We start from the raw sequence: 23,111 nt of genomic DNA, 5'->3' as shown, positions 1-23,111 counted from the left end.
GCCAGGTTCCGGGTGGCCTCCGCCGCCCCTGGCCTTCACCGGGTACGTACCCATCACGACCGCTGTGACGCTCTGTTGAACAAGGCCAGTCGACCTCAATACACCGTTCACCACAACACTTTTAGGCCAACTTAGCTTTCCCCAAAGGACTGGACAAGAAGCCGACGGCAGTCCAACAGCGCCTCACGGACACCAGATATCCCAGCAGGACAATGCTGGACATCCCCTCACGAGTGCGTGTACATGTGGAGAGACTGCTAGCGGCGCAGAATGACATGGGGGTTTGCGATGCTTTTCAGCAATACGCACCGGTCGGAAAGCCGGACACCATGAACGCCCCTCACCCTCCGAAAGTGGCTGGAATCGATTCAACGGTTCCCTCCCCCGCACACACTGTCGCGCCCGCGCTCGCCACCCCGAGCACCCCGGCGGCCCCTCCCGCCGCAGGACCGGCCACCGCCCCCGGGGCCGTTCTGCAGGACAGACTCGCGGGCTGGGTCTCGGACCTCACGACGCTGCACGAACTCACCGAACGTCTGACCCGCACGGACTCACTGGACAGCGCCCTGACCGAACTCCTGCACGCCGGAGCCGCCCTCGTCGGCGCCCGTCGGGGTCTCGTCGTCCTGGAACCGGCCGACGGGCTGGGTCCGGACACCACGATCGGCCTCGGTCTCGGCCGCGCCGACCTCGGGCACATCGAGACCGTGCCCCGCAGCTCCCTGCCGTACGGCCGCATCCTCGACGGACTGCCCGGCGGCGACGGAGAGATCGCCCAGCCCGACCTGTTCGCCGAGGACGGGCTCGACCCCCGCCACCGCGAGGTCGCCGCCCGGCTCGGATACGCGGCGAGCTACACGCTCCCCCTGTCCACGGACGGAGCCGGCCGGCTCGGCGCCGCCGTGTGGCTGTACGACGAGCCCGCGGAGCCGGTCGAGCGGCAGCGGCACCTCGTGGGGCTGTACACGCGGTACGCCGCCGAGCACCTGGCACGGCTCGTCGAGGTCGAGCGCACGCGCGCGTCCATGGCCACCATCGCCGAGGAGCTGCTGCCCTCCCGGCTGCCCCGCGTCTCCGGCATCCAGCTCGCCGCCCGGCACCGCACCGGCCCGCGCGGCGGCGGCGACTGGTACGACGCGCTGCCGCTGCCGGACGCCGCGCTCGGCCTCGCGGTCGGCTCGGTCACGGGGTCGGGGCCCAGCGCGGTCGCCGCGATGGGACGACTGCGGGCCTCGCTGCGCGCCTACGCCGTGATGGAGGGGGAGGACCCCGTCGCCGTCCTCTCCGACCTGGAGCTGCTCCTGCGGCTCACCGAACCGGCCCGCTCCGCCACCGCGCTCTTCGCCTACGTCGAACCCGCGCTGCGCAAGATCACCCTGGCCGGGGCCGGACACAGTCCGCCGCTGGTGATCGGCGAGCGGCGCACGGAGTACGTGGAGACGTCCCTGTCGGCGCCGCTCGGCATGCTCGCCTGCTGGGAGGCGCCCAGCGTGGAGCTGACCGCCGAACCAGGAGAAACCGTTTTGCTCTACACCGACGGCCTCCTCCAGCGCACCGGCGAGTCCGTCGACCGCGCCTTCACCCGCCTCCACGCGGCCGCCACCGGCGTCCCCCGGGCCCTGCGCACCGACCCCGGCGCCCTGGCCGACCACATCCTCCGCACGATGCTCCCGAACGGCCTCGACGAAGCCGACGACACGGAGGACGTGGTGCTCTTGGCGGCGCGGTTCGAGTAGCGCCGACCTGGCCCGACCGGGGCTTGTCCGGCACCGGGTCACGGGCCTCGCCCGGCCGCCAGGAGAGGGGTCCGGTGCCGGGTGACGTTCCACTCCGGCCGAGTTCGGTGCTGCGCGTCCCCTCGACGGGCCGTGCGGGTTCGACCGGACATGACCGCTTTCTGGGCGACACGCGCCGTGGGCCGGGCAGTGTGCGCGGGACGAGGCGCCCGGGACGAGGCGCGAGGTGGTGGGCGCCGTGCGACGCCGGGCGCCGTGTCCCGGTCTCATGCGGCAACCGGTTCGGCCGCTGCCGGGCGGCCGCGGGGCGTCGGGGCGGGTCGGAGGCCGGCGCGGGGCCGTGCGCCCGACCGGCGCGGAAGGCAAGGGCAGTGCACGCCGTCGCAGCGCGCAGCCGTGCGCCCGACCGGCGCGGAAGGCAGTGGCGGTGCACGCCGTGGCAGCGCGCAGCCGTGCGCCCGACCGGCGCGGAAGGCGGTGGCGGTGCGGGGCGTGGCGGCGGGCGTCGGGCACCGGCAGTGCCGGGTGCCGGGGGCGAGCGTCGGGCGGACACGCTGCGTCGGCATCGGCCGCCGGGCGAGGCCGGGGCGTACGCGTCCGGTGTCGGGCGGGCCCCGTGGCTGCTTGTCGTGAGGGCGTGGTGACCGGTCGTGAGAGGGGATCACGCGCTCCTTCGGGCCGCTCGGTACGACCGTACGATGGACGGGGTCCAGTGCCGTACCTAGGAGGATGACCGTGGCGGACGAGCTCGAGCCGGCGATCCCGGAGACCGAGGCGACCGAAGCCGAGGAGCCCATCAAGCAGCGCAAGAACGGCCTGTACCCGGGCGTGTCCGACGAGCTGGCCGAGAGCATGAAGTCGGGCTGGGCCGACACCGAGCTGCACGGCCTGGAGCCGATCGCCCAGGCCGCCGAGACCGCCGCCCGCCGCGCCGCGCTCTCCGCGCGCTTCCCGGGCGACCGCCTGGTGATCCCCGCGGGCAACCTCAAGACCCGCTCGAACGACACCGAGTACCCCTTCCGCGCGTCGGTCGAGTACGCGTACCTCACCGGCAACCAGACGGAGGACGGCGTCCTCGTCCTGGAGCCCTCGGCCTCGGGCGAGGGTCACGACGCGACGATCTACCTGCTGCCGCGCTCCGACCGCGAGAACGGCGAGTTCTGGCTCTCCGGCCAGGGCGAGCTGTGGGTCGGCCGACGCCACTCGCTGACCGAGTCCGCGAAGCTGTACGGCATCCCCGCCGCCGACGTGCGCGAACTCGCCGACCAGCTGCGCGAGGCCACCGGCCCGGTCCGCGTCGTCCGCGGCTACGACGCCGGCATCGAGGCGGCCCTCACCGACAAGGTCACCGCCGAGCGTGACGAGGAGCTGCGGGTCTACCTCTCCGAGGCCCGGCTGATCAAGGACGAGTTCGAGATCGGCGAGCTGCAGAAGGCGGTCGACTCGACCGTGCGCGGCTTCGAGGACGTCGTACGCGTGCTGGACAAGGCCGAGGCCACCTCGGAGCGCTACATCGAGGGAACGTTCTTCCTGCGCGCCCGGGTCGAGGGCAACGACGTCGGCTACGGCTCCATCTGCGCCGCCGGCCCGCACGCCACCACCCTGCACTGGGTCCGCAACGACGGCCCGGTCCGCTCCGGCGACCTGCTCCTGCTGGACGCGGGCGTCGAGACGCACACGTACTACACGGCCGACGTGACCCGGACACTGCCGATCAACGGCACGTTCAGCGAGCTCCAGAAGAAGATCTACGACGCCGTGTACGACGCCCAGGAGGCCGGTATCGCCGCCGTGCGGCCGGGCGGCAAGTACCGCGACTTCCACGACGCCGCGCAGCACGTCCTGGCCGAGCGGCTGGTCGCGTGGGGGCTCGTCGAGGGCCCCGTGGAGCGGGTCCTGGAGCTGGGGCTCCAGCGCCGCTGGACGCTCCACGGCACCGGGCACATGCTCGGCATGGACGTCCACGACTGCGCCGCCGCGCGCGTCGAGTCGTACGTCGACGGGACGCTGGAGCCGGGCATGGTGCTGACCGTCGAGCCCGGCCTCTACTTCCAGGCGGACGACCTCACCGTCCCCGAGGAGTACCGGGGCATCGGTGTCCGCATCGAGGACGACATCCTGGTGACGGCCGACGGCAACCGCAACCTGAGCGGTGCGCTGCCGCGTCGTTCGGACGAGGTCGAGCTGTGGATGGCCTCGCTGAGGGGGCGTGCGGAGGGCTGAGGGACGGCCGGGTTGTTCGTCTGCGGGTGAGTGTGGGGGCTGGTCGCGCAGTTCCCCGCGCCCCTGAAGGTGCCTTCGGCCCTTCGTCAAAGAGCACGGGGCGCAGCCCCTGCTTTTGAGGGGCGCGGGGAGCTGCGCGAGAAGCCCGACCGGGCGGTCAGCCGGGGATCAAAGGGGCACCCTGAGCCGGAACCCCCGCACCGGCGGTGACCGGCAGCGCGTCCACGAACAACGCCCCCGCCAGCAACGCCCCGCTCCCCCGAGGACTCCACCCCCGCTCCTGAAGATCCACGTCGAACGCGGCCAGCGCCGCCCTCCCCGCCGACGTCCCGGTACCCCCCACGTCGATCACTCCCCGCGCCGCCCCCTGGACATGCCGCAACCCATGCGGCCCGGCGGTGTACAGCAACTCGGTGTCCTGCAACGTCGACATGACCGTGAGCAACGCGTCCAGCCGGGCATCCGCCTCCGGCGTCCCCGCCGCACGGGCCTTCGCCAGCACGTCCAACGCCCGCCGCACATGCGGGAATCCGGCGCGCGCCTCCCCCCGCGCCCCGGCCGCGCCGTACTTGGCGGACACCGACGACCCCCGGGACGGCTGCCGCGGCGCCCGCCGGTCGGGATGCGCGGCGATCTTCTTCGCGGTGGCGGCCAGTTCACGCCCCCGCGCCCCGGGATCCATGGCCGCCGCGGCGACCAGCAGCCCGAGCACCCAGGTGGCGCCCCGGTGGCCGCCCCCGGCGAGCCGCATCGAGTGCTCGGTGCAGCGCCCGATCGCCCCGAGTTCGGCCCGGAGTTCGGGCGTGGCCGCACCGTTGCGACGGGCGCAGGCCGCCATCGCCGCGAGGCCGGGCACCAGCGCCTTCGCCGACCAGCGCAGGGCACGATGGTCCTGCTTGGTGATCCGGGCGCCGAGATCACGCGGGTCGGGCAGGCCGGGCTTGGGCATGAGTTCCAACTGCCGGGTCAGCGCGGCCACCGCGGCCCGCGCGAGTGTCCCGTCCTCGCGGCTGCTCATGGCCGTACCCCCTACGAGGCCGACTCGGTGGCCGTGGCGCTGTCCGTCGGGGCGTCCGCCGGGGGCTCGCCCGACGGCGGCGTACCGCCCTCGCCGCCCTCGCCACCGCCGCCGCCCTCGCCGCCACCGGCACCGGTGTTCTCGGCATCGGGGTCGATGCCGAGGGTGAGGAAGCCCCTGTAGCCGCGGGCCGGGTTCGCCTTCTTCACGGCCTCCAGGGTGAGCAGGCCGCTCGCGGCGCCGCCGCCGTCGTAGACCATGTCGTCGTCGAGGGTGGTGTAGCTGCCGGTGTGCCGGGAGTAGGGCTCCAGCGCGAAGACCTCCTGCGCGATCTCGTCGTCGAAGAAGAACTGGCCGGTGTGGTTGACCTTGCCGCCCTCGTAGGTGCCGTCCTCCTTCTCGCCGCCGGTGTGCACCTTCACGTGGATGTGGCAGGTGCGCGGGGTGTACCAACCGGGGAAGATGGTCTCGAACTTGACCACCCCGTTCGCGTTCGCGATCTGGTAGCCGCGGAGGTAGGTCGCGTCGTCGGCCGTCGAACCGTCCTCGCTCTCGGAGGGCGCCGAGCCGCCGGGATTCGCGGTGGTGTAGCCGGAGTAGTAGCCCCAGGCGTCGCAGTGCCAGATCTCCACGGCCGCACCGGGAACCGGGGTGCAGCCGTCGGTGGCGTCCACGACCGTGAGCCGGAGCGTCAGAGGAACACCGCTCTTGCCTTCGGTGATGTCCTTGCGGACCAGGGCGCCGTCCAGGTAGTACGGGCCCTCGGTGACGCTCGACATCAGCGTCATGCACGCCTCGGAGGTGCTCGTCACGGAGGCGGTCGCCGTCGCCTCGGCGGTGCTCGTCGTTCCGACCGCGAACGCCGACCGGTAGCCGGCGACCGCCAGACCGCCGGCGGCGACCGTTCCCCCGGTCACCGCGAGAGCGCGCCGCCGCGTGATCGTTTTGCTTGTGTGGTTTCCCGTCATACGGGTGAAGTTAGGGACGCGGCCCGTCAGCTGCCTGGGACGTGGCTGTGCGGGGGCTGAGAGTCGAAGGAGCCCCGGAGTCGGCCGGAATGGGCGGTCTTCCGCTCAACTGCCGTGCTTGCGCCGGGCGGTGAGACGGTTCTCACGTTTGCCGCCCCGAATACGGACGAGGCTTGTGGTGCCGTCCGAACCACTCCTCGGCGTCGGCTATCTTCTGGTCGCAACCGGCATCCGACCGGATAGTCGGCTCTGTTCGCCCGGTCGGCCGCTAACTTCTTCTGCGGCCGGTGCTTGAGTGAGAAATTCCTGTCGGCAGCTGCTTCATCGAGCCGCAAGACTCCGCAACCCCGTCAGTTTCCACGCACAGATTGATGAGGTCTCCATGAACGCATCCCTCGACCCCACGGCCGACGAGTCGCACGCCACGGCCGCCGTCGGTCCGGAGCGGGTGTCCTTGGTGCAGTTGGCGGCGCGGAGCGGCGGCGCGCTGTCGCCGGCCCTGACCCGTGCCGTGTCGAACGGCGTCGAACGCAGGGGCCCGGGACGAGTCGCGGTGGCGGCTTTCCAATCCTCCGTCTGACACCAGCGGCGTCCGCCCGACCCCGCCGACGTCGCATGACCGCCGAGACCACCGACATCACATGACCGTCAACACCGTCGCGACCGTCATGGGCCGACCGCTCCTGCCGCTGCGTCAGTTCGTGCTGAAGATGCACAGTCGCTGCGATCTCGCGTGCGACCACTGCTATGTGTACGAGCACGCCGACCAGAGCTGGAGCCGTCGGCCCGTGGTGGTCTCGGACGAGGTCCTGCGCGCCACGGCGGAGCGGATCGCCGAGCACGCCGGGGCGCACGGGCTGGACGCCGTCCACGTGGTCCTGCACGGCGGCGAGCCCCTCCTCGCGGGCCGGGCCCGGCTGCGCAGGGCCGCCACGGAACTGACGGCCGCCCTGAGCGGTGTGTGCGAACTGGACCTGCGGATCCACACCAACGCCGTCACGCTGGACGAGCGGTTCCTGGACCTGTTCGACGAGTTCGGCATCAAGGTCGGCGTCTCGCTGGACGGCGACCGGGCCGCCAACGACCTGCACCGCCGCTACGCCGACGGGCGCAGCAGCCACGACCGCGTCCTCAGGGGCATCGCCCTGCTCAACCGGCCGCGCCACCGCCATCTCTTCGCCGGCCTCCTGTGCACCGTCGACCTGCGCAACGACCCGGTCGCCGTCCATGACGCGCTGGCGGCCCTCGCCCCTCCCCGCGTCGACTTCCTCCTCCCGCACGCCACCTGGGACGAGCCGCCCGCGCGTCCGGCCGAGGACACCGACGGCACGGCGTACGCGCGCTGGCTGCTGGCCGTCCACGACCGGTGGACCGCGACCGGCCGCGCCATGGACGTCCGGATCTTCGACTCGGTGCTGCGGACCCTGCGCGGCGAGAGCAGCCTGACCGAGTCGCTGGGGCTGGCGCCCGCCGACCTCGCCGTGATCGAGACCGACGGGACCTTCGAACAGGCGGACTCGCTCAAGACCGCGCACGACGGGGCGCCCGCCACCGGACTGGACGTGTTCCGCAACTCCCTGGACGAGGTCGCCCGGCATCCGGGCATCGTGGCCCGGCAGCAGGGTCTCGACGGGCTGGCCGAGGAGTGCCGGTCCTGCCCGGTGGTGCGCTCGTGCGGCGGCGGTCTCTACGCCCACCGGTACCGCTCCGACGGCAGCGGCTTCCGCAACCCGTCCGTGTACTGCTCCGATCTGCTGGCCCTCATCACCGACATCCGGGACCGTCATATGACCGACCAGTCCGCGCGGTCGGCGCTCGCCGACCACCACCTGGCCGAACTGTCCACCGGACGCGGCTCGGGCGCCACCGTCGACCTGCTGGCCCGCCATCAACTCGCCCTGGCCCGTGAGCTGCTGGGTCTGGTCCGGCACGAGACGACGCTCGCGCCGACCGCCGAGGACGGCGAGGACGGCGAGGACGCGTGGGACACACTGACCGCCCTCGACGCCGAAGCCCCCGAAGCGGTGGACCGGATCCTGGCCCACCCCTATGTGCGGTCCTGGGCGCTGAGCGCCCTCGGGGCCCGCCCGTCGCCGGGACCGGCCGCAGGCGTCACGGGCGCCACGGCGACGGCCGCACGCGGGACGACGGCCGTACGCGGGACGGCGGAGATCGCGGCCGCCGCCGCGTTCCGGTCCGGCCGCCGGGCTTCGGTGGTCGTCCCGGTGCACGGCGGGCTGCTGCGGCTGCCCACGCTCGGGACCCTCACGGTGGAGGCGGGCACCGAGCGGGTTCTGGTGCGCACGGACGCCGACGGCTGCACGGTCCGGGCGGGCGGCCGGACGTACGCGATCCCCCGGAGCGGCCGCGCGGACCCCGCCTGGCGGGGCAGCCGGCGGTTCGAACTGGACGGCTGGTCCGTGACCTTGGAGGACACCGACCCCTGGCGGGACTGCCACGGCCACCCGGCGCACCCCCGGCTCGGCGAGGACGAGGCCGAGGCGTGGCGGTCCGACCTGACCGCGGCCTGGGCCTGGATCCGGCGCGAACTGCCCGAGTACGCGCCGGGTTTCGCCGCCGGGCTCCGGACGATCACCCCGCTCACGCCCTCCCCCGAGGGGGCCGACATCAGTTCCGCGGCCCGCGACGCCTTCGGCGCGGTGGCCGTCGCCCGGCCGTCCGCGCCGGAGACCCTGGCGCTGCTCCTCGTCCACGAGTTCCAGCACGTGAAGCTGGGGGCCGTACTGGATCTGGTCGACCTCTACGACCCGACCTGCGCGACGTTGTTCTACGCGCCCTGGCGTCCCGACCCGCGCCCGCTGGAAGGGCTGTTGCAGGGGACGTACGCGCATCTCGCGGTGGTCGACTTCTGGCGGGCCCGGTGGCGCGGCGGGGGCGGGCCGGATGCCGAGACGCGGTTCTCCCGGTGGCGGGACCAGACGGCGGAGGCGATGGGAACGCTCGCGGACTCCGGGGCGCTGACGGAGACCGGGAAGCGGTTCGTCGCGGGGCTCCGGGAGGCGCTGGCCACGGACGAGGTCAGCGCGGAGGCCCTGCGCGCGGCCCGGCGGGCGGCGGAGGAACACCGGCGGACGGTCCGGCCGTAGGGGGCGAGGGGCGCGACGCCCGCTTTATTCCGCTTGCTTGTTCGATGGCCGCGCATCGGCGGGCCGAGCCAGCGACATTGAGCCCGTTCGTCATATTCCACGTGCCCCTGCCCGCTTCCTACACTGAAGAAAGTCCGGGCATCGGGGGGCATGGGTGCGAGGAGATGCGGCCAGGGGCGGCGGAAGCCCTTATTTCTTCCTCAGTTACGCGCACACGCCGCGAAATGACGCCGGTGACACCGATCCGAACATCTGGGTGAGAAAGCTGTACGACGGGCTGTGCGCCCACATCATGCAGATGACCGATCTGCCGCGCGGCGCACGGGCCGGTTTCCTGGACCAGGGCATGGCCGTCGGCACCCGGTGGACGGACGAACTGTCCGAGAACCTCGCGCGCTGCAAGGTCTTCGTCCCCCTCTACTCGCCCCGCTACTTCATCAGCGAGCAGTGCGGACGGGAGTGGTGGGCCTTCAGCCAGCGGCAGATCAGCCACCGGGCCCGCGGCGGCGCCACCCGGGAGCAGGCGATCATCCCCGCGTTATGGGTGCCCGTGGAACCCGCCCAACTCCCGCACGCGGCCAAGGACCTGCAGTTCAACCACGTGTCCTTCGGCCAGGACTACGCGGAGGAGGGGTTCTACGGGCTGACCAAACTCCACTACCTGCGGGACGAGTACGAGCGGGCCCTGTACCGGCTGGCCAAGCAGATCGTGCACGTGGCCAAGGTCACCGAGCTGGACGAAGGGCAGACGTACGACGAGTACGAGTCGCTGCCCAGCGCGTTCGGCGCCTCGGGCCACCCCCCGGAGTTCGACATCACGGTCATGGCGTGCACCCGCTCCGACCTGCCGCCGGGCCGCGAGCCCGACTGCTACGGGCAACTGCCGCGCGACTGGAACCCGTACCACCCGGCGTCGACCCGGCCGCTCGGCGAACACGCGGCGGACCTGGTGCGCACCATGGACTACAAGGTCAACATCGGGGACTTCGAGAAGGACGCCGACCGGCTGCTCGGCCCCGGCCCGCCCCGCGCCCCCGGGCTGCTGCTGCTCGACCGCTGGGCCCTCGCCTCCGCCCGGGGCCGGGAGCTGCTGGAACGGCTGTGCGAGGAACAGCGGCCGTGGATCAGCGTGATGATCCCCCGGTGCGAGGAGGACGCCGGACCGGCACGGGAGAAGCGGCTGACGGCCCTCACCGAGAAGGCCCTGGCCGCGCGGACGACGGAGGGCAGCGGCCACCGGACCCACAACGGCGGCATCCGCACCCTGGACGCCTTCGGCAACGAACTGCAGACGGCCGTGAAACAGGCCGTCGCCTCCTACGAGGCACACGCACGGACCTATCCACCGGCGGGACCCCTCGTCGCACCCCCGCGGCTGCGGGGCCCGGCGGACCTGGGCGGCTAGGACCCCGGGGTCACCGGGGCGTACGGGAGTACGGCAAGAGCGGGTCGGACAGGGCGGAGGACGGCAGGCGCATGACGGAGAACCGCAACGGCACGGTCATCACGTTCTACTCGTACAAGGGCGGCACCGGCCGGACCATGACGCTCGCGAACGTGGCGTGGATCCTGGCCGCGGGCGGACACCGCGTCCTGGCCGTCGACTGGGACCTGGAAGCGCCCGGTCTGCACAAGTTCTTCCACCCCTTCCTGAACCCGGCGATGCTCCGGGCCACCCCCGGGCTGAGCAACCTCATCAGCGACTACCGCCGGGAGGCACTGCGCGACCTGCCCGACCGCGCCCCGGACTGGCACCGCCGGTACGCCCGCGTCCGCCCGCACGCGCTGACCCTCGACTGGACCTTCCCCGAGGGCGGCAGCCTGGACTTCCTCTCCGCCGGACGGCGGCAGGACGACTACCCCGTGATCGGCAACATGGATTGGGACCTCTTCTACGCCAGCTACGGTGGCGGCCAGTTCTTCGAGGCGATGCGCGCGGACATGCGGCGCCACTACGACTACACCCTGATCGACAGCCGTACCGGGCTCAGCGACCTCGCCGACGTCTGCACCGTGCAGATGCCCCACACCCTCGTCGTCTGCTACACCCTCAGCGGCCAGAGCATCGAGGGCGCCGCCGCCGTCGCGCAGAGCATCCGGGAGCGGTTCGGCCACAAGGGCATCCGCGTCCTGCCCCTCGCCATGCGCATCGACCTCGGCGAGAAGGACAAGCTCGACGCGGGGCGCGCCTTGGCCCGGGAACGCTTCGCCGGACTGCCCGCCGGCCTGGACGGCGACCGGCTGGCCGACTACTGGTCGTCGATGGAGGTCCTCTACCAGCCGTACTACGCCTACGAGGAGATCCTGGCGGCCTTCGGCGACCCGCCGAAGACCGCCAACTCCATGCTGAGCGCCTGCGAACGGGTCACCTCCGTCATCACCGAGGGCCGGGTCACCCGGCTCCCCCTGATCGGCGAGGAGAAGCGGGCCCGGTACAAGGCCGCGTACACCCGGCGGCGCCCGCTGCCCGTCTCCCGGCTGGTGCTGTACTACGTCTCCGAGGACCGGATGTGGGTCGACTGGCTGGAGTCGGTGCTCCGCAACGCCGGTTTCGACGTGGCGCCGATGGACGTCCGGGCGCTGCCGCAGGACGCCGACGGGCTGCCGGGGCACGCGGACCGGACGGCGTCCGGCGCCGAGGACGCGGCCGACGGCTCGGAGCGGCTGCTCGCCGTGGTCTCGCCCGCCTTCCTCGACTCCCGCAGGGCGCGCCGGGCCTGGGAGGACGCCGTGCACGCCGACGGGCGCAAACCGGGGAACCGGCCGGTGGCGGTCCGCGTCGACGACGTCCGCCTCAGCCTGCCGCACTCCTCCCGGGGCGCCATCGACCTCACCCGGCTCGACGAGGACCGGGCCCACCGGACCCTGCTGGCGAGCCTCGACCACCCGGACGTCCTGTCCGCGCCGCCGGGCGGCGGCGCCCGCTTCCCCAACACCGGCACCCGGATCTCCAACGTCCAGCCCCGCTACCCGTGGTTCACCGGCCGCTCACCGATCCTGGACCGGCTGCGCGAGCGCCTGGTCAGCGGCCGCTCCGGACAGCGGCTGCCGCAGGTGCTGCACGGTCTGGGCGGGGTGGGCAAGTCCCAGCTCGCCCGCGAGTACGCCCACCGGTTCAAGGCGGACTACGACCTGGTGTGGTGGATCGACGCCGAACAGCCGGACCTCGTGCTGCCGAAGGTGGCCGCCCTCGCGCAGGAACTGGACCTACCGGTCGGCGACGACGTCTCCGAGGCGGCCGAGGCCGCGATGCGGGCCCTGCGGCAGGGTGACCCGTGCGCCCGCTGGCTGCTCATCTTCGACAACGTGCCGGACCTCAACCGGGCGTTGCCGCTCTTCCCGGGCCAGACGGCTCCGCTGCGGGACCACGTGTACGGCCACATCCTGGTCACCACCCGCGACCGGCCCGGCTCGACGGTGGTGCAGTCGCTGGAGATGGAGGTCTTCACCCGCGAGGAGAGCGTGGAGCACCTGTGCCGCCGGGTCCCCGGACTGCGCGACGCCGACGCGGACCGGGTCGCCGACGCGCTGGGCGACCTGCCGCTGGCCGTGGAGGTCGCGGCGGCCTGGCTGGAGGCGACGGCCACACCGGTGGAGGAGTACATCGACCAGCTGCGGGAGCAGTCCACCCGGGTGCTGTCGGTGCAGGAGGCGGTGAACGCGGTCGAGTACCCGTCCTCCGTCGGCGCCACCTGGAACATCTCCATCACCCGGCTGCGCGAGGAGTCCCCGGCGGCGGCCCGACTGCTCGAACTGTGCGCCTTCTTCTCGGCCGAGCCCATCTCCATGACCCTGATCAGCAGCGACGCGATGATCGACGCCCTGCTGCCGTACGACCGGGACCTGCGCGCCCGCTACATGCTCGGCCGCGTCACCCAGGCCCTGAACCGCTTCGCCCTCGCCAAGGTCGACTCCGCCGACAACTCCATCCAGGTGCACCGGTTGGTGCAGGCGGCGGTACGGGACAGTCTGGACGACCAGCGGTACGTGGAGACCATGCACGAGGTGCACCGCATCCTGGCCGCCGCCCGGCCGCGCGAGGGTGCCGTGGACGATCCCGCGCAGTGGCTCGGGTTCGAGGTGATCTGGCCCCATCTGATGCCCTCGAACATCCGCGAGTGCGCGGAGGAGGAGCCCCGCCAGCTGATGGTGGACCGCGTCCGCTACCTGGGCAAACGCGGCGAGCTGCAGGCGGCCCGCGACCTGGCCACCGAGCTCGACGAGCTGTGGACCAACGAGATCCTCGACGCGGACGACGAGCAGGTCCTCAACCTCCGCTTCCAGCTGGCGAACGTGATGCGTTCCCAGGGCGACTACCAGGCCGCGCGGGCGATGGACGAGAGGACCCTGGACGGCCAGCGCCGACTGCTCGGCGAGGACCATCCGAACATCCTCATGACCTCGGGCAGTCTGGCCGCCGACCTCAGGGCGCTGGGGCGCTACAAGGAGGCGCTGGACCTGGACCTGCGCATCCACCTGGGGTTCAAGGAGATCTTCGGCGACGACCATCCGCGGACGCTCTCGGCCGCCAACAACCTGGCCATCGACCTGCGGCTGGCCGGCGACAGCGAAGCGGCCCGCCGGCTCACCGAGGACACGGTCCGCCGCCGCACCGCGCTGCTCGGCCCGACCCATCCCTACACGCTCGCCACCAAGGGGCACCACGCGCGCGACCTGCGCGACCTCGGGGACTACCGGACCTCCGCCGAGCTCCTGCGCGAGGTCCGCGAAAGCTTCGAGCAGGTGTTCAACCCGGGCGTACCGGAGGTGTTGCAGGCCGACAAGAGCCTCGCGGTCTCGCTGCGCAAGGCGGGCCGTACCGCCGAGGCGCTGCGGATCACCGAGGAGACCTGGAAGACGTACGCCCGCTACCACGACCGCTACGGCAGCACCATCCCCGAGGTTCTGGCCTGCGGGCTCAACCTCGCCGCGGACTACTTCGCCACCGATCCCGAGGACGGTCCCGCGCGGGCGGTCCACCAGGTCGAGGAGGTGCTCGACGGGTACCAGGACTCGTTCGGCGCCGAGCACCCGTTCACCATGTACTGCTTCAACAACCTCGCCATGTACCACCTGGCCCTGGGCAACACCGAGAAGGCGGAGGAGCTGAGCCGCCACGCCCGCGACTGTCTGGCGGCGACGCTCGGGGACGACCACCCCGCCGTCTGCTCCGCGAGCCTCAACCTGGCCAACGCCTACGGGGTCCGGGGCCTGTACGACCACGCCGAGCACTCGGAACGCCAGGCCGTGGAAGGGCTGAGCCGGCGGTTCGGCCCGGACCACCCCGATGTGCTGGTCGGCATGGGCAACCTGGCGATCACCCTGCGGGACACGGGTCACGAGGAGGCCGTACGGCTCCAGGAGAAGGCGGCGACCAGGCTCACCCAGCTGCTGGGCCGGAACCATCCGGTGACCGTGCTGGTCCGCTCCTGGCAGCGGGTGGGGAGGGACTTGGAGCCGCACCAGATCTGATGCGGGAGGCCGTGGGCACGGGTGCGTTGTCGCCCGCCGGCGGGTGGGTGAAGGCGGCTGCCGACGTGTGAGTGCCGGCCGGCTGCCGAGCAGTGAACTCTGGACGTGCTCTGGACGTGCTCTAGACGGCCACCAGCGGTGCGTCGTCGCGCCACTTGAGGATCTTGTCGAAGCTGACGATCGCGCCGCCGCGGCCCGGCTTGTTGCCGATGTGGACGTGGTCGGCGAGCTCCCGGATGAGGCAGAGGCCGCGGCCGTCCTCGGCGTCGGCGGGGGCCGGGCGGACCGGATGACGGTGCGGGAAGCCCGGTCCGGAGTCGGCGACCTCGATCCGGCACTTCTCACCGTCGAGGTAGGCGGTCACCCGGTACGCCTCGGTGGTGGTGCCGGCCGGGATCGCGCCGCCGTGCTCGACAGCGTTGGCACAGGCCTCGCTGAGGGCGATGGAGAGGTCGTAGGAGACATCGGGATCGACGCCCGCGGTCTCCATCGTGCCGATCAGCAGCCGTCGGGCGAGCGGCACGCTCGCAGCCTCGCGCCGCAGATGGAGTGACCACCAGATGCTCATGCTCCAGCCTCCTGGCCGCGGCTCGACATACCGTTACGTATTGCCGCCGAGGCCCGCGCGCAATCGCCCGGAACCCGTCTCTCCGCCCATACGGCGGATGCGTCCCCCGCACATTCGGTGTATGCGGACCGAACCCTTCCGAATCACCCACCCCTTCCGCGCGCACCCACCCCCACCGCACGCCCCTGAACACCGCCCTCTCCCGCCCCGTACCTCAACCCGTGAACCCGCCGAACCCGGCGGAGCGCCCCGGTGCGATGATGGGCCCGCCATGACTGCCCCCCACCCAGACCGCCCGGCCGCGCCACGCCGGACCCGCGCCGGAGGCCACCTCCGGGTCCTGCGGGCCGCGGTGTTCGCCGCGGTCTGTGTCGTGCTGGCCGGGGCCGGACACGCACTCGCCTCGTGCGCGACGGTCCCGCTGTGGAGTCTGGGCGTCGGGTTCCTCGGCACCTTCTGCGTCGCCGCCGCACTGGCCGGCCGACCACGCTCGCTCCCGGGCATCGCGGCACTGCTGGCGGTGGCCCAGACCGTGCTGCACGTCCTGTTCGGCCTGAACCAGCACGGGACGACCGGCGCGTCCCGCACGACGGAGGCGATGGACGCGGCGCTCATCGAGCGCGCGGCCCGCTTCGTGTGCGGCACGACCGCGGCGGCGCTGAGCCCCGAGCGGGCCCGACGCATCCTCATCGACGCGGGAGTCGGCGGTACGCACGTCACGCACGACCCGGCGGACGCGATGACGACCGCGCCGGGCTCGTCCGCCGCCCTCCTGCCGTCCCTGCCCATGCTGCTCGGCCATGTACTCGCGGCCGTTGCCGCCGGGTGGGTGCTGCGCCACGGCGACCTCGCGCTGCTCCGTCTGACCCGGCTGGCGGCCGAGGAGCCGCTCGTGCGGTCGCTGCGTGGCGCGCTCGCGCTGGCGCGGGTCCTGCGGTCCGGGCTGCCGGGCACGCCGGAGGCGGTTTCGCGCGCCCCGCACACCGTGCACGTGGCGCCCGCCGTCCTACGGACGACCGCGCTCCAGCACACCGTCGTCCGCCGCGGCCCTCCGGCCGCCGCGCCCGCCTTCATGCTCGCCGCCTGACCCGACGCACACTCACTCCACACCAGGGAGAGGGCGTCCGTCGCCCGGCGTCGAGCCCCGCGCACCCGCCGCCGACCCCGATCCAGCGGCCTCGACGGCTCCGGCCCTACGGCTCCGGCTCCACGGGTTCCGGCCCGCAGGCTCCGGTCGGCTCCCAGCCCTGCTCCCGGTCCCGGCCGTGGATGCCGGCCTGTGCCGCAGCCCGGCTGTCGGCTCGCGGGGTGCGCGCTCCCTCGTCCTCTCTTCTCCCTCACTCACTGTGGAGTGTCACCAGTCATGAAGGCTTCTCGTATCGCCGCCGTCGGCGCCCTCGCCGGCTCGGCCGTGCTCCTCCTGTCCGGCCCCGCGTCCGCCCACGTCAGCGTCGCGGCGGAGGGCACGGCGGCCAAGGGCGGGTACGCGACCGTCAACTTCAAGGTCCCCAACGAGCGCGACGACGCCACGACCACCAAGCTCGAGGTGAACTTCCCGACCGACCACCCGCTCGCCTCGGCCCAGCCGGAGGCCGTCCCCGGCTGGAAGATCCAGGTCACCAAGGCCAAGCTCGACAAGCCGCTCGAACTGCACGGCGAGCAGATCGACGAGGCCGTCTCCAAGATCACCTGGACCGCCACCGGCGACGGCATCGCAGCGGGCTTCTTCCAGAAGTTCCCGGTCTCCATCGGCCAGCTCCCCGAGAACACCGACGAACTGGTCTTCAAGGCGCTCCAGACGTACTCCAACAAGGAGGTCGTCCGCTGGATCGAGGTGCCGCAGGACGGCCAGGAGGAGCCCGAGAACCCGGCGCCCGTGCTCGCGCTGTCCGCCGCGTCCGACGACCACCACGGCGCGTCCGGCGCCTCGAACGCCTCCGACAAGTCGAAGGACGCCGACGACGCCGAGGCCGCGTCCAACGAGACCACCGCCGCACCCGCCGACAGCGGCGACACCATCGCCCGCGTGCTCGGCGTCGTCGGCATCGTCATCGGCGCGGCGGGCGTGGCGTACGGCGTCCTCGCCGGCCGTCGGCGTACGAACGCCTGAGCCTCCGGCTTCCCGGCCCTCTCCCTCGGCGCGCGCGGGTACGCCCCGTGCGCGCCGGGGCTCGAACCCACTGGACATTCCTCATGCGCACGAACACCAAGAAGAAGACGCTCGCGGCCGGTGCCCTGCTGGCCGCGGCCGTCCTCGGCCTCTCGGCCTGCGGCACGGGCGACAGCTCCACCACGTCGGTCGCCGAGGTCTCGGACACCGGACCGCGCAAGGCCGCCACCGTCCTGGACCAGCCGTTCACCAAGCCGGACCTGGTCCTCACCGACACCAACGGCAAGTCGTACGACCTCCGCAAGGAGACCGCGGGCAAGCCGACGCTGATCTACTTCGGCTACACCAACTGCCCCGACGTCTGCCCGCTCACCATGAACAACCTCGCGGTCGCCAAGAAGGAGATCGCGAAGAAGGTGCCGAAGGCGGAGCTGGCGAACCTCCGGCTCGTCTTCGTCACCACCGACCCGGAGCGCGACACCTCGGCCGAACTGGGGAAGTGGCTCAAGGGCATCGACTCCGAGATCGTCGGTCTGACCGGCGACTTCGACGACATCCAGGCCGGCGCCCGCACCCTCGGCATCTCCATCGCCCCGCCGACCAAGGACAAGAACGGCAAGACCGTCTCCGAGCACGGCACCCAGGTCATCGCGTTCTCGCCGAAGACCGACGACGGCTATGTGCTGTACGGCGAGGACGCCACCGTGCAGGACTACGAGAAGGACCTGCCGAAGCTGCTCAAGGGCGAGAACCCGTGAGAGCACCGGCCGGCCCCGTCCTGATCACCGCCGCCGCGCTCGTCGCCCTGACGGGCTGCGGCTCCACCGGCTCCTCTTCCTCCGGCTCCGCCGCGAAGCTGTCCGTGAAAGCGGCCTACATGCCGCAGCCCGTCACGGACTCCATGGCCGCCGGTTACCTCGTCATCGAGAACGACGGCGGTACGGCGGACGAGCTGACCTCCGTCACCAGCGACCTCGCCCAGGACGTCACCGTCCACGAGACGACCGGGCAGTCGATGCGGGAGGTCGCGGGCCTGAAGGTCCCCGCCGACGGCGAACTCGTCCTGGAGACCGGTGGAAACCACCTGATGTTCGAGAACCTGAAGCGCAAGCCGAAGGAAGGCGAGACGGTGTCCCTGCGGTTGAACTTCACCAAGTCCGAGGCCATCACGGTCGAGATGCCCGTGAAGTCGGCGACGTACCAGCCGACCAGCGGTCACTGAGGGAGGTAGCACCGGTGAGCCGGTTGAGGCCCTTGCTGTTGCTGTTGTTCGCCACCGTCGGAGCGCTGCTCGCCGGTGCCGTGCCCGTCTCCGCGCACGCCGCGCTGACCGGCAGCGACCCGCAACAGGGCTCGGTGGTCCAGGAGGCACCGGACCAGGTGTCGCTCACCTTCTCCGAGAAGGTCGCGGTGTCCGACGGTTCGGTGCGCGTGTACGACCCCAAGGGCAAGGAGGCCGACACCGGCGAGGTCACCGATCTGGGCGGGAACAGCTATGCCGTCGGGCTGCACGCGGGCCTGCCCGACGGCACGTTCACCGTCACCTACCAGGTCGTCTCGGCGGACAGCCACCCCGTCTCCGGTGCCTTCACCTTCTCGGTGGGGGCGCCGTCCAAGACGACGGTCGCGGTACCCGAGCAGGGCGCGGGCGGCGGGCTCGTCGGCGGCCTCTACGGCTTCGCGCGCTACCTGTCGTACGCCGGTTTCATCCTGCTGGTCGGCGGCGCGACCTTCGTGCTGGCCTGCTGGCAGCGCGGCGCCGGGGTACGGCCCGTGCAGCGGCTCGTGGTGGCCGGGTGGCTCACGCTGACCACCGCCACCCTCACGATGCTGCTGCTGCGCGGTGCCTACACCGGCTCCGGCAAGTTCGGCGACGTCTTCGACCTGGACCTCCTCGGCCAGGTCCTCCAGACGAAGACGGGCGCCGCCCTGGTCTCCCGTCTGCTGCTCCTCGCCGCGGCGGCCCTGTTCATCGCGGTGCTGTTCGGCGCGTACGCACGGCGGGACGAGCAGACCGAGGACGCCGAGGAGACCGAGGAGACCGAGGGCGCTGAGAACGCCGGGGAGACCAGCGGCACCGAGCCCGCGGCCACGGCGGCCGCCGGCACCGCGAGCTCCGCCGACGATCCGGACTCCCGGGACGACGCCGACACGGGCGACGACGCCGACTCCGAGCACCACGACCCGTCCCTCCAGCGGGACCTCACCTTCGGGCTGGCCGTCGGCGGAGGCGTGGTCGCCGCCGGGCTGGCCGCGAGCTGGGCGATGGCCGAGCACGCCTCGACCGGTATCCAGACCGGCATCTCGATGCCCCTGGACGTCGTGCACCTGCTGGCCGTCGCCGCCTGGCTGGGCGGCCTGGCGACGCTCCTCGTGGCACTCTTCCGGGCACCCGTGGGCGCGCAGATCGAGACCGGCGCCGTACGGCGGTTCTCGCGGCTCGCGTTCGGCAGCGTCCTCGTGCTGGCCGCGACCGGGATCTACCAGTCGTGGCGCCAGGTCGGCAGCTGGTCCGCGCTGACCGGCACGTCGTACGGGCAGCTCCTCCTCGTGAAGATCGGCCTGGTGGCCGTGCTGGTCGGGATCGCGTGGATCTCGCGCCGGTGGACCTCGCAGCTGGCGGAGGCACCGGCCGCGCCGGAGACGCGATCCGCTCCGGAGACGGAGGCCGCCGAGGAGAAGGAGCCGGTGGTCGCGCACGCGGCGGTCGGCTCCACGCAGGCGACCGGCGAGGGCGCGGAGCGGGCCGCCCAGCTCGCCCGGCAGCGGGCGGCGGTGGCGAGTGCGCGCGAGAAGCGGCTGCGGGACGCGGATCCGGGCCGTACGGGTCTGCGTCGGTCCGTGCTGGCGGAGGCGGGCGTCGCCGTCGTCCTGCTCGCCGTCACCACGGTGCTGACGGCCACCGAGCCGGGGCGCACGGTGGAGGAGGCCGAGGCGGCCAAGGCGGCCGTGACACAGCAGGACGAGACGTCGGGCGCGCTGGCGCTGGACATGTCGTTCGACACCGGGGGCAAGAACGGCCAGGGCGTCGCCCGGCTGCAGATCGACCCCGCACGGGTGGGTGCCAACGAGATGCACGTCTACGTCCAGGGACCCGACGGCAAGCCCATCGACGTCCCCGAGGTGAAGGTCGCCTTCACCCTGGAGGCCAAGAAGATCGGACCGCTGCCCGTGGTCCCCGAACGTGTCACCACCGGCCACTGGACGGCGAGTGGCGTACAGGTCCCCATGGCGGGCGACTGGAAGATCGAGATGACCGTACGGACATCGGACATCGACCAGGTGACCGTCAGCAAGAACGCGCAGATCGGCTGAAACACATCATGGCTGACCAGGACCTCGGCGAAGACGGCCCCGCCGCCCGGAGAGAAGCGCGAGGCGGTGCGGACCACACCGCCGCCGCGCGAGCGCGGGCGACCACGGACGACTCACCGTCGTCGTCCGTCGGTGCGAAACCGGAGCGGGAGGGGGACCGACCGCCCGGGAGCCTCGCGAGCGGACCCATCTCCCGGCGCCGCCTGCTCGGCACGGCCGGTGCCACCGGCCTCGCTTTGGGTGCGGCAGGCGGCGCCGCAGGCTACGCGGCGGGCTCCGTTTCCGCGTCCTCCTCCGCCGAGAAGGTCACCCCGCTGTCCTCCCTCGGCGCGGGGGAGGTGAGGTTTCACGTGAAACATCAGCCGGGGATCACCACCCCGCTCCAGGCGCGTGGCCATCTCGTCGCATTCGACCTGGCGGCCGGGGCCGGGCGCAAGGAGGCCGCCGCTCTGCTGCGCCGCTGGTCGGACACGGCCCGGCGGCTGATGGCGGGCGAGCCCGCGGCTCAGGACGACACCGCGATCGCCCTGGACGCCGGACCCTCGTCGCTGACGGTCACCTTCGGCTTCGGCCACAGCTTCTTCGCCCGTACCGGGCTGGAGAAGCAGCGCCCGGAGTCCCTGGACCCGCTGCCGGACTTCTCCTCGGACCAGCTCGACAGGTCGCGCAGCGACGGCGATCTGTGGGTGCAGATCGGCGCGGACGACGCGCTCGTCGCCTTCCACGCCCTGCGCGCGATCCAGAAGGACGCGGGCCACGCGGCCAGGGTGCGGTGGCAGATGAACGGCTTCAACCGCTCGCCGGGCGCCACGGCCCACCCCATGACCGCCCGCAACCTGATGGGGCAGGTCGACGGCACCCGCAACCCCAAGCCGACCGAGTCCGACTTCGACGAGCGGATCTTCGTGCCCGGGTCCGCCTCGCCGGGCACCTCCGGCGACCCCGCCTGGATGGCGAACGGCTCCTACGCCGTCGTACGCCGTATCCGCATGCTCCTCGACGACTGGGAGCAGCTCTCGCTCAAGGAGCAGGAGGACGTCATCGGGCGCCGTAAGTCCGACGGCGCCCCGCTGAGCGGGGGCTCGAAGGCGACGGAGACGACCGCGATGGATCTAGAGAAGACGGACGCCGAGGGCAGTCTCCTGGTCCCGATCAACGCGCACGCCCGTATCTCCCGCCCCGACCAGAACGGCGGCGCGGCCATGCTCCGCCGCCCGTTCTCCTTCCACGACGGCATCGACGCGAAGGGCGTCCCCGACGCGGGTCTCCTCTTCGTCTGCTGGCAGGCCGACCCGCTCCGCGGCTTCGTCACCGTCCAGCGCAAACTCGATCGCGGCGACGCCCTCTCGAAGTTCATCCGCCACGAGTCGAGCGGCCTCTTCGCGGTCCCGGGAGGCGCGGCGGAGGGGGAGTACGTGGGGCAGAGCCTCCTGGAGGGCTGACGGCCGCGGGGCCGGGCGAGAGTCGTACGGCTGGACCGAGGCCCATTAGGGTGAGTCCATGTCAGCCAGCTACGTGTACCTCGGCCCCGAGGGCACCTTCACCGAGGTCGCCCTGCGCACGCTGCCGGAGGCCGCGACCCGCGAGCTCGTCCCGGTGGTGTCCGTGCCCGCCGCGCTCGACGCCGTCCGCAACGGCGAGGCCGAGGCCGCGTTCGTCCCGATCGAGAACTCCGTGGAGGGCGGCATCACGACCACGCTCGACGAGCTGGTCGCCGGGGCCCCGCTGATGATCTACCGCGAGGTGCTCCTCTCGATCACCTTCGCGCTCCTGGTCCGGCCGGGCACCCAGCTCTCGGACATCAAGACGGTCACCGCCCACCCGGCCGCCCAGCCGCAGGTCCGCAAGTGGATGAAGGCCAACCTCCCGCCCGACGTGGTCTGGGAGTCCGCCGCCTCGAACGCCGACGGCGCCCGTCTCGTCCAGGAAGGCCGTTACGACGCCGCCTTCGCCGGCGAGTTCGCGGCCTCGCGGTACGGCCTGGAGGCCCTGCAGACCGAGATCCACGACGCGGAGAACGCCCAGACCCGGTTCGTCCTGGTCGGCCGTCCCGCCCGGCCTGCCGCCCCGACCGGCTCCGACAAGACGTCCGTCGTGATCTGGCAGCGCGACGACCACCCCGGCGGGCTGCGCGACCTGCTCGGCGAGTTCGCCGTCCGCGGCGTGAACCTCATGCTTCTGCAGTCCCGCCCGACCGGAGAGGGCATCGGCAACTACTGCTTCGCCATCGATGCCGAGGGTCATATCGCCGACCGGCGGGTGGCGGAGGCGCTGATGGGCCTCAAGCGGATCTGCCTCCAGGTCCGCTTCCTCGGTTCGTACCCGCGTGCGGACGCCGCCACCGCGAAGGTCCGGCCCACGCTGCCAGGCACCTCCGACACCGAGTTCGTGGCCGCGGCGGACTGGGTGGCGCGCTGCCAGGACGGCCGGTTCTGACCCGGTCGGCCGCCGGTGCTACCTGCTTATTTTCTTTGTCCACAGAAGTTATCCACAGGGCACCTTCTCGACCTGGGGACAAGTCGACAACACAGCACCACTCAGTCGACAAATCCCCTCCGCGGGCCGTGCTGTGTCCACAACCCCGTGGGTCACCC

16 protein-coding genes are annotated in these 23,111 nt (G+C 72.3%); 13 read left to right on the top strand and 3 right to left on the bottom strand.

Translation table 11 applies throughout. The annotated features are described in order from the left end of the window. The first annotated feature begins 212 nt into the window (after positions 1-212). Together ACZ9QC_RS21565 and ACZ9QC_RS21560 are read left to right on the top strand one after the other, a co-directional pair. Positions 213-1,736, top strand: coding sequence for a PP2C family protein-serine/threonine phosphatase (locus tag ACZ9QC_RS21565; protein WP_472914634.1), 1,524 nt, complete (start codon positions 213-215; stop codon positions 1,734-1,736). Between the two features lie 729 nt (positions 1,737-2,465). Beyond that, complete coding sequence (locus ACZ9QC_RS21560; RefSeq protein WP_472914633.1) at positions 2,466-3,959, top strand: aminopeptidase P family protein; 1,494 nt, start codon at positions 2,466-2,468, stop codon at positions 3,957-3,959. A gap of 157 nt (positions 3,960-4,116) precedes the next feature. Here the strand turns inward: ACZ9QC_RS21560 and ACZ9QC_RS21555 are convergent, their stop codons facing one another. Then, on the bottom strand, positions 4,117-4,977 hold the full coding sequence (locus tag ACZ9QC_RS21555; protein WP_472914632.1) for a triphosphoribosyl-dephospho-CoA synthase: 861 nt from the start codon (positions 4,975-4,977) through the stop codon (positions 4,117-4,119). 11 nt (positions 4,978-4,988) lie between these two features. Further along, positions 4,989-5,945 (bottom strand): intradiol ring-cleavage dioxygenase, encoded by a 957-nt coding sequence (locus ACZ9QC_RS21550; protein WP_472914631.1) that lies wholly within the window; start codon positions 5,943-5,945, stop codon positions 4,989-4,991. 382 nt (positions 5,946-6,327) lie between these two features. On the opposite strand from ACZ9QC_RS21550, the gene fxsA reads away from it, so the two are divergent. From fxsA to fxsT, 4 genes are all read left to right on the top strand, one after another. Next, positions 6,328-6,525, top strand: coding sequence for an FxSxx-COOH cyclophane-containing RiPP peptide (fxsA, locus tag ACZ9QC_RS21545; protein ID WP_472914630.1), 198 nt, complete (start codon positions 6,328-6,330; stop codon positions 6,523-6,525). 61 nt (positions 6,526-6,586) lie between these two features. Continuing rightward, positions 6,587-9,052, top strand: a complete 2,466-nt coding sequence (locus ACZ9QC_RS21540; RefSeq protein ID WP_472914629.1) for an FxsB family cyclophane-forming radical SAM/SPASM peptide maturase — start codon at positions 6,587-6,589, stop codon at positions 9,050-9,052. Positions 9,053-9,206: 154 nt separating this feature from the next. Next, a complete protein-coding gene (locus ACZ9QC_RS21535) occupies positions 9,207-10,457 on the top strand; it encodes a TIR-like protein FxsC (protein WP_472914628.1) in 1,251 nt (416 codons plus the stop codon). Between the two features lie 71 nt (positions 10,458-10,528). Then, a complete protein-coding gene (fxsT, locus tag ACZ9QC_RS21530; RefSeq protein WP_472914627.1) occupies positions 10,529-14,524 on the top strand; it encodes an FxSxx-COOH system tetratricopeptide repeat protein in 3,996 nt (1,331 codons plus the stop codon). 121 nt (positions 14,525-14,645) lie between these two features. Here the strand turns inward: fxsT and ACZ9QC_RS21525 are convergent, their stop codons facing one another. Further along, complete coding sequence (locus ACZ9QC_RS21525) at positions 14,646-15,092, bottom strand: ATP-binding protein (protein ID WP_467330640.1); 447 nt, start codon at positions 15,090-15,092, stop codon at positions 14,646-14,648. Between the two features lie 271 nt (positions 15,093-15,363). On the opposite strand from ACZ9QC_RS21525, the gene ACZ9QC_RS21520 reads away from it, so the two are divergent. The 7 genes from ACZ9QC_RS21520 (at position 15,364) to pheA (ending at position 22,953) form a co-directional block, all read left to right on the top strand. Then, positions 15,364-16,179 carry a hypothetical protein gene (locus ACZ9QC_RS21520; RefSeq protein ID WP_472914626.1) on the top strand — a complete coding sequence of 272 codons (816 nt, stop codon included), beginning with the start codon at positions 15,364-15,366 and terminating at the stop codon, positions 16,177-16,179. A 276-nt stretch (positions 16,180-16,455) separates the two neighbouring features. After that, complete coding sequence (locus tag ACZ9QC_RS21515) at positions 16,456-17,202, top strand: YcnI family copper-binding membrane protein (RefSeq protein WP_472914625.1); 747 nt, start codon at positions 16,456-16,458, stop codon at positions 17,200-17,202. Between the two features lie 83 nt (positions 17,203-17,285). Beyond that, positions 17,286-17,960 carry an SCO family protein gene (locus ACZ9QC_RS21510; protein WP_472914624.1) on the top strand — a complete coding sequence of 225 codons (675 nt, stop codon included), beginning with the start codon at positions 17,286-17,288 and terminating at the stop codon, positions 17,958-17,960. After that, entirely contained in the window at positions 17,957-18,424 is a 468-nt protein-coding gene (locus tag ACZ9QC_RS21505; protein ID WP_472914623.1) for a copper chaperone PCu(A)C, read from the top strand. The genes ACZ9QC_RS21510 and ACZ9QC_RS21505 overlap by 4 nt, the downstream gene beginning before the upstream one ends. A 14-nt stretch (positions 18,425-18,438) precedes the next feature. Beyond that, positions 18,439-20,517, top strand: coding sequence for a copper resistance CopC/CopD family protein (locus ACZ9QC_RS21500; RefSeq protein ID WP_472914622.1), 2,079 nt, complete (start codon positions 18,439-18,441; stop codon positions 20,515-20,517). 8 nt (positions 20,518-20,525) lie between these two features. After that, a complete protein-coding gene (efeB, locus tag ACZ9QC_RS21495) occupies positions 20,526-21,959 on the top strand; it encodes an iron uptake transporter deferrochelatase/peroxidase subunit (protein WP_472914621.1) in 1,434 nt (477 codons plus the stop codon). A 58-nt stretch (positions 21,960-22,017) separates the two neighbouring features. Then, positions 22,018-22,953, top strand: a complete 936-nt coding sequence (gene pheA / locus ACZ9QC_RS21490) for a prephenate dehydratase (protein ID WP_472914620.1) — start codon at positions 22,018-22,020, stop codon at positions 22,951-22,953. Positions 22,954-23,111 lie beyond the last annotated feature (158 nt).

The organism is Streptomyces sp. HUAS MS02 (assembly GCF_055702265.1).
The sequence above is the reverse complement of the archived record's forward strand: the minus strand, read 5'-3'. Positions and strand labels throughout refer to the sequence as shown.

Excerpts from the sequence above, each read along its gene's own strand:
- ACZ9QC_RS21565 (WP_472914634.1), top strand. The coding sequence starts at position 213 with ATGCTGGACATCCCCTCACGAGTGCGTGTACATGTGGAGAGACTGCTA.
- ACZ9QC_RS21560 (WP_472914633.1), top strand. The coding sequence starts at position 2,466 with ATGACCGTGGCGGACGAGCTCGAGCCGGCGATCCCGGAGACCGAGGCG.
- ACZ9QC_RS21555 (WP_472914632.1), bottom strand. The coding sequence starts at position 4,977 with ATGAGCAGCCGCGAGGACGGGACACTCGCGCGGGCCGCGGTGGCCGCG.
- ACZ9QC_RS21550 (WP_472914631.1), bottom strand. The coding sequence starts at position 5,945 with ATGACGGGAAACCACACAAGCAAAACGATCACGCGGCGGCGCGCTCTC.
- fxsA (WP_472914630.1), top strand. The coding sequence starts at position 6,328 with ATGAACGCATCCCTCGACCCCACGGCCGACGAGTCGCACGCCACGGCC.
- ACZ9QC_RS21540 (WP_472914629.1), top strand. The coding sequence starts at position 6,587 with ATGACCGTCAACACCGTCGCGACCGTCATGGGCCGACCGCTCCTGCCG.
- fxsT (WP_472914627.1), top strand. The coding sequence starts at position 10,529 with ATGACGGAGAACCGCAACGGCACGGTCATCACGTTCTACTCGTACAAG.
- ACZ9QC_RS21525 (WP_467330640.1), bottom strand. The coding sequence starts at position 15,092 with ATGAGCATCTGGTGGTCACTCCATCTGCGGCGCGAGGCTGCGAGCGTG.
- ACZ9QC_RS21520 (WP_472914626.1), top strand. The coding sequence starts at position 15,364 with ATGACTGCCCCCCACCCAGACCGCCCGGCCGCGCCACGCCGGACCCGC.
- ACZ9QC_RS21515 (WP_472914625.1), top strand. The coding sequence starts at position 16,456 with ATGAAGGCTTCTCGTATCGCCGCCGTCGGCGCCCTCGCCGGCTCGGCC.
- ACZ9QC_RS21510 (WP_472914624.1), top strand. The coding sequence starts at position 17,286 with ATGCGCACGAACACCAAGAAGAAGACGCTCGCGGCCGGTGCCCTGCTG.
- efeB (WP_472914621.1), top strand. The coding sequence starts at position 20,526 with ATGGCTGACCAGGACCTCGGCGAAGACGGCCCCGCCGCCCGGAGAGAA.
- pheA (WP_472914620.1), top strand. The coding sequence starts at position 22,018 with ATGTCAGCCAGCTACGTGTACCTCGGCCCCGAGGGCACCTTCACCGAG.